The sequence below is a fragment of the Bradyrhizobium semiaridum genome (genome assembly GCF_020329505.1).
Classification (GTDB): domain Bacteria; phylum Pseudomonadota; class Alphaproteobacteria; order Rhizobiales; family Xanthobacteraceae; genus Bradyrhizobium; species Bradyrhizobium semiaridum.
Window position 1 is genome coordinate 184945 of record NZ_JAGKJJ010000009.1, and the last position, 10217, is coordinate 195161.

Consider the following 10217-nt stretch of genomic DNA (forward strand, 5'->3'; position numbering starts at 1 on the left):
CACGGGTTTGGTGTCATCGTGTGAGGCTGGTGAACACCACCGTCTCGAACGCTTCCAGCGCGGCGCGATCCTTGTCGACCTTGCTGCGCATGACGGTACCTTCCCAGGCGTTCAGCAGGAATGCGGCGATCATCTTGGCGTCGATGTCGCGCCGCATCGAGCCGTCGGCCTGGGCTTCGCGGACGCAGGATTCGATGCCGCGGGTCCATGCGGCCATCACCATGGCCAGTCGTTCGCGGATCGGACGGCTCTGGTCCGACATCTCGATCGCCATGTTGCCGATCAGGCAGCCGTTCTCGTATTTCCTCTTGCGGGAGATTTCATCGAGGGCCCGGAAATATGACTTGAGCCGGGCGATCGGTGGGACGTTCGCGTCGTTCAGCGCGCCCAGACCGGCCAGCGCGCGCTGCCAATAGCGCTCGATCACCTCGATGCCGAGTTCTTCCTTGCTCTCGAAATGATTGTAGAACGAGCCCTTCGGCACGCCCGCTGCGTCGGTGATGTCCTGGACGCCGGTGGCGTTGAAACCCTGCCGGTGCAAGGTCTCAAGTGCCGCCGCGACGATATTCTCTTTTACGCTCGGTCTCGCCATGGCCCTCAATATGACCGATCGTCTTAAGAGCGTCAATGGTGCTGTGATGACACGTCGGCGACGAGGCGATCGCGAGTCGGACCAGCCGATCCTGAGGCCGCGGGATAACCGAGTTGCGAATTCCCTTCGGCGGCGCGGCGGTTTAAGAGACCCGCACCGGGGATCAGGGGCTTTGCGACGCTTGAGATTTCAGCTGGGGATTGCAACCAAACTTGCGGCGATGCTGCTGTCGCTTCCGTTGGCCGGCTGCCTCACCAGCGACGACAGCAGCGGGCCGACCACCTTTACCGGCGATCGCGGCGTGGACAACCAGCCGGTCCCGACCAACTCCCGCGCCCAGATCCTGGCCTTCATGCGGACTTATCTGAACGATCCGGTTGGTGTGCGCGATGCTGCAATCGCTGAGCCGGTGCAGCGCACCGTCGGCGGCCGGCTGCGCTATGTGGTCTGCCTGCGTTACAGCGCCAGGGATACCGACGGCAATTACCGCCCCGCCCGCGAGCGCGGCATCGTCTTCGTCGACGGCAGGCTCGACCGCATCATGGAGAATGCCGGCGAGCCCTGCGCGGGCATGTCCTATGGCACGTTTCCCGATCTGGAGAAGATGACACGCTAGCCAGTGCGGCCGCGAAAAAATGCCGCGGCCGGATCGTGACCGAACCATGAGTGGGCCACGATCACTTTTCGGCGAGCCTTGAACCTCCCGTTAGCGATCTGCGACGTCTAAACAGCGGAACTGCGGCTGCTTAACGGGTGAAAAAACCTTCTGTGCCAAGGAACAAACGGGCGTTGTTGCGACTCCGACACAGTTCCGAAACATCACAGCTCCAGCATTGCCCCAAAGCAACCCAATTGAAGTCACGTTGTTTGTCTTCATAGCGCAACGTTAGTAACGGGGATCAGAGATGAAGAAGTTTTTGCTCGGCACAGTCGCGCTGGCCGCTTTTGCGGGGCCTGCGTTTGCGGCTGACATGCCGGCCCGCACCTATACCAAGGCACCGCCGCCGGTCACCGCGCCGGCACTCGTCTACAATTGGACCGGCTTCTATATCGGCGGCCATGTCGGCGGCGCGTTCACCGACGGCACCAACTTGATGGGCAGCGACGCGCGCTTCCTGGGCGGTGTTCAGGGCGGCTTCGACGATCAGTTCGCCCCCAACTGGGTGATGGGCGTCGAGGCGCAGTACTCCTGGCTGACCGGCGGCTCCAACAACGGTACCCTGTTCCCCGGCGGCACGCTGGTGACCGGCAATACCGACCAGCTCGGCTCGGTGACCGGCCGGCTCGGCTACACCTGGGGTCCGGCGCTGCTTTACGCCAAGGGCGGTTACGCCTGGCGCGATAGCACGAACATCAATGCCACGGTCGGCGGAGTCGCGACGGCTTTCGCCACGGATGGCAACCACAAGGACGGCTACACGGTCGGTGCGGGTCTCGAATACATGTTCGCCCCGAACTGGTCGGCCAAGGCCGAGTACCAGTACTACAATTTCGGCAAGACGACCTTCACCGCGGGGCCGCCTGACATCGTCGGCGCGAGCTTCCGGAACGACGAGCATACAGTCAAGCTGGGCGTGAACTACCGGTTCGGCTGGGGCGGCCCGTCGGGCTCGCGGTACTGATCGTCACTCCGTTTGATCCAAGCGAAAAGGCCGGCGCAAGCCGGCCTTTTTGTTTGCGCGGCCGCTTCCTGTTTGGTCCGGCGGCGACGCATTCAGCCGCTGTTCACGCCCGCCATGCAATGCATAAAATAATTCCTGCATGGCACGGAACTTTCATCGTGATGCGTTATTGTGGGATCGCCGGGGCTGGTGGACAAACAAACATGCGTAGCTTTGCGTTAGGGCTGATCTTATCCGCGGTCGCCATGCCGTGCCTTGCCCAGACCATCCTCAAATCCGAGCCGTTGGCGCTCGCGCCCTATGAAGTCGTGTTCGTGCAGGACGCGTCCTGCCCCGCCGGCAAGGTGCTCAAGGTCACCGGCGCGATCCGCGGCCTGCACCGGCGGAAGACATGCGTGTCGCTCACCTCTGCGCAGGCCTCCCTGGCGACGGCAATTCCCTGACTTCCTGACGCATCCGAGAGCGCCTCCGTGGCGGCGGCTTAATGCAGCCGCGGCTCCAGACGCTCCTCGTGTTCGGCGTCCGCCTTGTTCTTGACCGGGTCTTCGTTCGGCTCGAGCTGGCATGGCCGGATCTCGTAGTCATTGTCGAGCACAGGGCGCGGGGAAGTGGTTTCCTCCTCGGCGACCGCGTCGACCACCAAACCGGATTTCCTGGCCAGCTGCCAGACGTCGGCTTCGGTCGGATAGGCCTTGCTCAGCTTGGCGTCCTGGTAGAACAGCGCGTAGGGCATTTCATCGTCTCCCCAAAAGCCGACAACGCCGTACCGTGGCGGTAGTTTCAGGCCACGGTCAGCGCGTTCCGCTCACGGAACCGTGAGCAACTGCTTGAAATTATGAGTCGTTTCGGACCTTTGGGGGCCGACCTTGAGTCTCCTTAACGAGTGGTGAATCCGGGAAAAAAGAATCCCCGGGACTCTCCCGCTAGAATCGCCGGATGCTCCGGCCCATGAGAGCGATCCTGCAAACCTCCAATGAACGCGTGCAACTCGCGCTGGCGGTTGCGCTGCTTGCGGCCTGCGCCGCCAACGTGGCGCTGGTCTGGGCCTGGCTCTAGCTCCCGCGAAAATGCCGTGGCCACTCGCGCCGCGGCGGATTGACGGCCCCCTCATTCCTTTCATCATGGCCGGCACAGCAAGCGGGCCGGCACAGGGAGGGGAGCACATGATCGAAACGCTGAAGGAGCGGGTCAACGGCGATGCCGCCCTGGTGCGGCGCGGCCGCTATCTGACGACGACGTTCCTGTTCGAGATCGGCGGGACCGCCTGGCTGATCGCCGTGCATGAGGGCCGCATCATGTCGGTGACGAAGGGGCCGTTCGTGATGCCATCGTCGTCCTTCGCGCTGCGCACCTCGGAGGCGGAGTGGGAGAGGTTCTGCGAAACGCGGCCGCCGCCGGGCTCCAACGATCTGATGGCACTGATCAAGCGCCGCGTGCTGAAGGCCGAGGGCGATCTGCAGGTGTTCATGGCAAACCTGCGCTATTTCAAGGAGGCGCTCGCCAAGCTGCGCCGCGATGGAGCTGCCGCATGAGCGCGACATTCGAACCGATCGTCGGCCGCTACATGCATCTCGATTTGTCCGGCCGGGCCCACCGCGTCTATGTCGAGGAAGCGGGCGAGGGCACGCCGCTGCTCTGCCTGCACACCGCGGGCAGCGACGGGCGACAATATCGCGGCCTGATGAACGATGCCCGCGTCACGCGCAATCACCGCGTCATCGCCTTCGACATGCCCTGGCACGGCAAGTCATCACCGCCGTCAGGCTGGCACGACGAGGAGTACCAGCTCACCTCCGCGCAATACACTACGATGATCCTTGCCGTGATCGATGCGCTCGAGCTCGACAGGCCGATCGTGATCGGCTGCTCGATCGGCGGCCGTATCGCGCTGCACCTCGCGCTCGAACACCCCGAGCGCTTCCGCGCCATCATCGGCCTGCAGGCCGGCGCGCATGTCGATCCCTATTACGATTTGAATTTCCTGCACCGGCCGGACGTGCATGGCGGCGAGGTATGTGGCGCGATCGTCTCGGGACTGGTCGGGCCCGACGCACCGGAAAAAGAGAAGTGGGAAACGCTGTGGCACTACATGCAGAGCGGGCCCGGCGTGTTCAAGGGCGACCTCTATTTCTACAAGATCGACGGCGACATCCGCAGCCGCGTCGCCGAGATCGACACCCGGCGCTGTCCGCTGTTCCTGCTGTCCGGCGAATACGATTATTCCTGCACGCCGGAGGAGACGCTGGCGGTGGCGGGCAGCATCGCCGGCGCCGAGGCGACCATCATGAAGGGCCTTGGCCATTTCCCGATGAGCGAGAATCCCGGCGAGTTCGCGAAATACCTGCTGCCGATGCTGGAGAAGATCGGCGGACGCTGAAGCGAGAGGCGAGCCTTACTTGCCGGAGCGCGGCAGCTCGCTGTTGTCGCGGATCGCGGCGCGCACCTTGGCCATGGTGGAGGAGCAATACTCCTCGCGCTCCTTCAGGAAGCGCTGCTGGTTTGCGCGGAAATTGGCGACGCGCGCCCGCACCTCGGACTGGAAGTCGCCGCGGATATCGAGCTTGACGAAGTGCGGCAGCTGTTCGGGCGTGGGGACTTCGACGATCGTCGCTGCGGCAAGCGGAGCCGGCGGCGCGGGCGGCGGGACCTCGATTGCCGTCGGCACCAGCTTCGGCGTCTGGACCGCCACCTCTCGCTCAGCCGCAACCTGGGGAACGGCCGCACGGGCAATCACCGATGCTGGCGTGTGCAGAACGGCGTTCAGTGGGGCGGGCTGCGGGGCGGCGGGCTTCGCAGGGACGGGGTTGGGCGGGGCAGCCGTCAGCAAGTCGTCGGGCCGCTTACCCGTCACCGACTGTACGAAGGCCATCGTCTGCGCGATCAAGAGATCGCGTTCCTGCTTCCAATCCATGGCGCACCTTGAACGCGCGGATTTCAGCAAAGCAACTTCGCGGAATCAAGCGTTCACGACAATGATGGTTGACGAAGACGCCTGTTTGGTAGGCACGGTGACAAAATTGTGACACGGCCTCGACGGCCAAGGCCTCAGCGCTGGCGGGGATTGGTGTTGGGCTGGGGGTTCAAGGACTTAATGTGCCGCCGCCTCGGCGGCGGTTCGCTCGGCCGAGCGGGCCTCGATCAGATCGGCGTAGCGGCCGTATTCCTCGGCCATTTCCAGCAGTTTCGCGCGCACCGTGGCGTCGGTGACCTGACGGGCCAGCCGTTTCGCCTGATCGGATTGGAAGCGGTAATGAGCGGTGTCGGACATGGGCGGCTCCTCAAGGATATGTAGGAGCCGGTCACCAAAGGTTCATGCGGCGAACATCCGCCCGGCGAGGGTTCAGCGCGGCCGCTCGTCGGTGGAGCCCGGGGGCTTCCATCCCGCGAGCGTCTTCTGCATCTCGAGCACGCGGTCGTAGATTTCCTGCGTCTTCTTGTCTGTGTCCTTCGGCGCGAGGGTCTGGCTCTCGATCTTGTTGATCCGTGTGTTGAGTTCCTCGAGCCGCGCGGTGGTCTTGGCCAGCAGGTCGGCCTGCTGGATCTCGATGTTGTTCATCCGCGCCGCGAGTTCACGAAGATGCGCGGGGGTCGTGGCCAGGAGATCGGTCTGCTGCTTGCTCCATTCGGCGGCCTGACGGGCAAACTCGGCTTGCGACGACAGGGAGTTTTCAGACAGCGCGCGCCGCTGCACCTCCGACATGCCGACGGCAATGATGTTGAAGATGACCAGCGCGATCAGGATCGTCCGGGTGTCGAGCCGCATGCCTATGTCCTCAATCTCAGCAAGCCGAAGCGTGCTCCGGCCGAAAATTCCTTTGACCATACCGTTGTTGGGATCGACAAGCCGTCGCACGGACGGCATCGCACGGGCGTCGCAGTGAGCGATGGGCATCGTCACATGGCAGCCGCCTTCGCTCCCCGCAGGGCCCCAATCGGGCCGCCGCGCAGGCTTATTGAAGGCCCTGTGGTCCACTCCCGGTCGCCGCCGGCATGACGCCGAGCCCGTCGTCCTCACGGACTTCGACCTCGAACCAGCCCATCTCCTTCAGCTCGCGTGCCTTCTTCTCGGCCGCGTCTTCGCTGTCGCGCTTGAGCACGATCCGGCTGGTGCCATCCCGGGCAAGGATCAAATAGGTCATTGGCTGAGTCCCACCCGGCAGCAGAATACACGGTTTTGGCAGCAAGGACAGAAACAATCGGAAAAAGGTCGCAGAAAGGCGCGGCGCAAAAACCATGGTGCCGGCTGAGGGGATTGAACCCCCGACCTTCAGTTTACAAAACTGCTGCTCTACCGCTGAGCTAAGCCGGCGACTGCTGGGATTGCGCGCTCGCATAGCAGACTTGGCGGGCGAGGGCCAGAACCAGAAGGGCCGCAAGACCCGCGTCCGATGGCCGACCCGCAGGAAAGGCGGCCCGCTGGACCGCCGCTCCTTTTTTTGCCCGCCGGGTCCTGGCCTTGCAGGGATGCTGACGGCCGTCGGTGCCGCGGAACCGGGTGCCGGGGGTGCAAACGAATCCGTTGCGGCGGGCATATTCCGCCCCGCATCGCGCCTGACGTCGCTGCAGAGCCCGGCGATGCATGGCTTGCGTGCCGCGGGGCGGGCCTGACAAGGCCGGCGATCTGGTGTTTGATCCGCCGTCACATGGGGTGCAGAGATTTGGGCTGCACAGGGGATCAATGTTCGGAATCTTGAGTCTCGGTTTTCTGCTCGGCATGCAGCATGCGCTCGAGCCGGACCACATCGCCGCCGTCTCCAGCATCGCCGCGCGCCGCAGCAACGTCACCGACATCGTCAAGCACGGCCTGACCTGGGGGCTCGGCCACACGCTGACGCTGTTCATGTTCGCGGGCGCCGCCATCCTGCTCGGGCGCGCGATCCCGGAAAGCGTCGCGCAGCCGCTCGAGACCGCGGTCGGCATCATGCTGGTCGGCCTCGGCGCGCATGTGTGGTGGCGGCTGTGGCGCGACCGTGTCCACTTCCACGCCCATTCCCACGCCGACGGCACATCGCATTTCCACGCTCACAGCCACGCCGGCGAGGCCGCGCCGCGCGCCGCGCGCACGGCGCATGTCCGCGTGCCGCATGCGCATGAGCACGGCTTCCGCTGGCGCACGCTGCTGGTCGGGCTGATGCACGGCATGGCGGGCTCCGCGGCGCTCCTGGTGCTGACGGTGTCGCAGGCGCCGACCCCGGTGATCGGGCTCGGCTATGTCGCGCTGTTCGGCATCGGCTCGATGATTGGCATGGGCGCGCTGTCCAGCGTGATCGCGGTGCCGCTGGCGGCCTCGGCGCGCTGGCTGACCTGGGCCAACCGCGCGCTCCAGGTCGCGGTCGGCGCGGTCACCATGGCGATCGGCATCCACTCGATCATCGAGAATGCCTTCGCCTGACGCGCGGACACGACCGCGCGGCGTTAACGATTCCTGATCCCGTTGCGGCGCAATTGAGCGGCCGCTGATGCTTACGCGTTAGGCTTACCGGCAGTTTGGCCGGCGTCCTTAACCCTTGCGCCACGGCGTTCCACTAAGCTGCGGGCTGGAACAACCGGGACGATGGGCGAACATGCGCGCGGGCCTAGCACTGGCGATACTGGCTGCGACCACGTCGCAGGGCTTGGCCGGCGGCGGCTTTGACATCGTCGTGCCCGTGCGCCCCGGCGTGCCGATCATCATCAACGGCGTCGACGCCTCCTACGCGGTGATCGAAAGCGCGATGGGCCTCGCCCGCAACGAGTCGATGGTGCCGACCGTCTATGGCGGCCGTTACGTCGATCCGGTGCCGAATGTCGGCCACTATTATCCGACGCTCGGCCGTAAGCCGGGCTATGGCCGGCTCGAGATCGAGCCGCCGAAGAACCGCCGCCTGCCGCAGCCGGCCGAGAGCTATCATGAATCGTGGTCGGCGCAGTCGGCGCCGCTGCCGGCGCAATCCAATGTCCCGGTCGATCCGCCGCCGGTGATCTACGCGCCCGAATTCAACGGCCCGCGGCCGCCGCCGCGTCCGATCCCGCGACCCCGGGGTCCCTAAGCATGATCCGGAAAGGCGCGAAGCGGTTTTCCGAAAAGATCATGCTCAAACAAAGAGCGAAAGCGCGATGACGGTTCAGCCAAATCTCATCGCGCTTTGGCAACAACCAGAATACGCGACGACAAACAGGAGAGAGTAATGCGTCAATTGATCACTGGACTGGTTGCGGCCGTGGCCGTCATGGCGGCTGCGCCCGCGATGGCGTGCGGCTTCGATCTCTGCGCGCCCCCGGTCTATTCCGCACCGGTCTACAACTATGGCGGCTGCGGCGGTTGCGGTGGCGGCTATGGCTACGGCTATGGCTATGCCGGCGTCGAACGTCTGCCCGATCCGGACCGCTACTACATCAGCCCCGCGCAGCAGTACTATTACGTTAACCAGGGCCCGACCTATACCGGTCCGGGCAACTGGGCGCCGCGTCCCTATTATCGCGAGGGCTACGCGCTGCCGTATGACGGCTATCGCCGCCACTATGGTTATCGCCACTACGGCTACCGCCATCACTACCGCCCGCACTATGGCTATCGTGCCTACGGCTATCGCCATGGCTACGCGCCGCACCGCTACGGTGCCCCGCTGCGCCGCTACTACTGATCCGGATTTCGGTCGAACAACCCAGCGCCCGTTCGCATCTAACGAGCGGGCGCTTTGCTTTGGGCAAGACCGAAATCAGGCCGTTGCCGCGCCGCAGGGGGCATTGCCAAAAATATCGAAAAACAACCCCATGCAAAGGAGCGCCGCTGGACCCGACGGGCAATTCGGTGGTATTATTCTACTATTCGGAAATCGTGCAGGCTCAAGCGGGAGACGTGAAGCGAGCCTGACGTCAGCTCAACCCAAAATCGGAACGAGCACTATCCCATCAGCCCGAGCCGGCTGGCGCCGATATAGAGCGCGAGCACGGCGGCGTTCGAGACGTTGAGGCTCTTGATCTCGCCGGGCATGTCGAGCCGCGCCACCACGCGGCAGGTCTCACGGGTCAGTTGCCGCAGGCCCTTACCCTCGGCGCCGAGCACCAGCGCCAGCGGCTGCTGCAACTCCACCTTGCCGAGATCCTCCGCACCCTGGCTGTCGAGCCCGACGGTCTGGAAACCGTTGTCGTTGAGTTCGTTCAGCGCCCGCGCCAGGTTTTGCACGGTCACCATAGGCACCAGTTCGAGCGCGCCGGAGGCGGATTTTGCCAGCACGCCGGTCGCCTCCGGGCTGTGGCGGGCCGTGGTGACGATCGCCTTCACCGCGAACGCTGCGGCCGAGCGCAGGATGGCGCCGACATTGTGCGGATCGGTGATCTGGTCGAGCACCAGCACGATGCCCTGCTGCGCCAGCGTGTCGATGCCGGGCGAGGGCAGGGGATCGGCCTCCGCAAGCAGGCCCTGATGCACGGCATCGGGCGTGAGCCGCCGGTCGAGATCGCCGGGGCGCACGATTTCGGGAGTGACGCGGGTCGCGATATTCTCATCGGCGAGCCGGCGGGCGGCGTTCTCGGTCAGATAGAGTTTGCGGATCTCGCGGTCGGGGTTGGCGAGCGCGGCGGACACCGTGTGCCAGCCGTACAGAATCACCGGCCCGTCGGAACCCGAATCGCGTTCCCGCCGGGCCGGCGGACGGCCGAATTTCGGCCCTTTCTGGAAGGGTTTACCGCCCTTGCTTCGGAAACTGGGTTTGCGGTCGCGATCGCTCATGCGAGGCTTGTGTCACTGTTGTCGCGGAATGGCAATTTAACCGGCAAATAAGGAGCCCGCTTGGTTGACTTTGGGGACCGCCTTCCCCCATAAACGCGCCCGACCGCGCCCCCGCTTCGGGACCGCCGCGGTTATCAGCGTCATTTCGATGACCCGGTCCGCCGCCACTCGCGCGGCCGGTCTGATGCTGTTGGACGGGGGAGTGTCCCGAGTGGCAAAGGGAGCTGACTGTAAATCAGCCGCCTCATGGCTTCGCAGGTTCGAGTCCTGCCTCCCCCACCAGCCTTCGCTC

At 64.7% G+C, this 10217-nt stretch carries 15 protein-coding genes and 2 tRNA genes; 9 read left to right on the top strand and 8 right to left on the bottom strand.

Annotated elements, in window-relative coordinates:
• Window positions 1–13: 13 nt before the first annotated feature.
• Complete coding sequence (locus J6500_RS13910) at window positions 14–592, bottom strand: TetR/AcrR family transcriptional regulator (protein ID WP_225713262.1); 579 nt, start codon at window positions 590–592, stop codon at window positions 14–16.
• 220 nt (window positions 593–812) lie between these two features.
• Between J6500_RS13910 and J6500_RS13915 the strand changes: the two genes are divergently transcribed.
• The 3 genes from J6500_RS13915 (at window position 813) to J6500_RS13925 (ending at window position 2657) form a co-directional block, all read left to right on the top strand.
• Window positions 813–1208: a hypothetical protein gene (locus tag J6500_RS13915; RefSeq protein WP_376707802.1), complete on the top strand. Its 396-nt coding sequence runs from the start codon at window positions 813–815 to the stop codon at window positions 1206–1208.
• Between the two features lie 289 nt (window positions 1209–1497).
• On the top strand, window positions 1498–2214 hold the full coding sequence (locus J6500_RS13920; protein WP_225713263.1) for an outer membrane protein: 717 nt from the start codon (window positions 1498–1500) through the stop codon (window positions 2212–2214).
• A 203-nt stretch (window positions 2215–2417) separates the two neighbouring features.
• A complete protein-coding gene (locus J6500_RS13925) occupies window positions 2418–2657 on the top strand; it encodes a DUF6719 family protein (protein WP_225713264.1) in 240 nt (79 codons plus the stop codon).
• Window positions 2658–2695: 38 nt separating this feature from the next.
• Here the strand turns inward: J6500_RS13925 and J6500_RS13930 are convergent, their stop codons facing one another.
• Window positions 2696–2947, bottom strand: a complete 252-nt coding sequence (locus tag J6500_RS13930; protein ID WP_225713265.1) for a hypothetical protein — start codon at window positions 2945–2947, stop codon at window positions 2696–2698.
• Between the two features lie 430 nt (window positions 2948–3377).
• Here J6500_RS13930 and J6500_RS13935 point away from each other — a divergent pair, with 430 nt between their 5' ends.
• Both J6500_RS13935 and J6500_RS13940 read left to right on the top strand, forming a co-directional pair.
• Window positions 3378–3746: a hypothetical protein gene (locus J6500_RS13935; RefSeq protein ID WP_225713266.1), complete on the top strand. Its 369-nt coding sequence runs from the start codon at window positions 3378–3380 to the stop codon at window positions 3744–3746.
• Window positions 3743–4591 (top strand): alpha/beta fold hydrolase, encoded by an 849-nt coding sequence (locus J6500_RS13940; RefSeq protein WP_225713267.1) that lies wholly within the window; start codon window positions 3743–3745, stop codon window positions 4589–4591. Before J6500_RS13935 ends, J6500_RS13940 begins: the two co-directional genes overlap by 4 nt.
• 15 nt (window positions 4592–4606) lie before the next feature.
• Here J6500_RS13940 and J6500_RS13945 read toward each other — a convergent pair whose 3' ends face one another.
• From J6500_RS13945 to J6500_RS13965, 5 genes are all read right to left on the bottom strand, one after another.
• On the bottom strand, window positions 4607–5125 hold the full coding sequence (locus tag J6500_RS13945; RefSeq protein ID WP_225713268.1) for a hypothetical protein: 519 nt from the start codon (window positions 5123–5125) through the stop codon (window positions 4607–4609).
• A 177-nt stretch (window positions 5126–5302) separates the two neighbouring features.
• Window positions 5303–5482: a hypothetical protein gene (locus J6500_RS13950; RefSeq protein WP_225713269.1), complete on the bottom strand. Its 180-nt coding sequence runs from the start codon at window positions 5480–5482 to the stop codon at window positions 5303–5305.
• Between the two features lie 72 nt (window positions 5483–5554).
• Window positions 5555–6112 (bottom strand): hypothetical protein, encoded by a 558-nt coding sequence (locus J6500_RS13955; RefSeq protein ID WP_225713270.1) that lies wholly within the window; start codon window positions 6110–6112, stop codon window positions 5555–5557.
• Window positions 6113–6164: 52 nt separating this feature from the next.
• Window positions 6165–6353, bottom strand: a complete 189-nt coding sequence (locus J6500_RS13960) for a hypothetical protein (protein ID WP_225713271.1) — start codon at window positions 6351–6353, stop codon at window positions 6165–6167.
• Window positions 6354–6448: 95 nt separating this feature from the next.
• Window positions 6449–6523, bottom strand: a tRNA-Thr gene (locus J6500_RS13965).
• A 369-nt stretch (window positions 6524–6892) separates the two neighbouring features.
• Here J6500_RS13965 and J6500_RS13970 point away from each other — a divergent pair.
• From J6500_RS13970 to J6500_RS13980, 3 genes are all read left to right on the top strand, one after another.
• Complete coding sequence (locus J6500_RS13970) at window positions 6893–7606, top strand: HoxN/HupN/NixA family nickel/cobalt transporter (RefSeq protein WP_225713272.1); 714 nt, start codon at window positions 6893–6895, stop codon at window positions 7604–7606.
• Between the two features lie 172 nt (window positions 7607–7778).
• On the top strand, window positions 7779–8243 hold the full coding sequence (locus tag J6500_RS13975; RefSeq protein WP_225713273.1) for a hypothetical protein: 465 nt from the start codon (window positions 7779–7781) through the stop codon (window positions 8241–8243).
• Window positions 8244–8381: 138 nt separating this feature from the next.
• Window positions 8382–8837, top strand: a complete 456-nt coding sequence (locus J6500_RS13980) for a hypothetical protein (protein ID WP_225713274.1) — start codon at window positions 8382–8384, stop codon at window positions 8835–8837.
• A gap of 260 nt (window positions 8838–9097) precedes the next feature.
• Here the strand turns inward: J6500_RS13980 and rlmB are convergent, their stop codons facing one another.
• Complete coding sequence (rlmB, locus tag J6500_RS13985; protein ID WP_225713275.1) at window positions 9098–9925, bottom strand: 23S rRNA (guanosine(2251)-2'-O)-methyltransferase RlmB; 828 nt, start codon at window positions 9923–9925, stop codon at window positions 9098–9100.
• A 196-nt stretch (window positions 9926–10121) separates the two neighbouring features.
• Between rlmB and J6500_RS13990 the strand changes: the two genes are divergently transcribed.
• Window positions 10122–10207: transfer RNA gene (locus J6500_RS13990), tRNA-Tyr, on the top strand.
• Window positions 10208–10217: the final 10 nt, after the last annotated feature.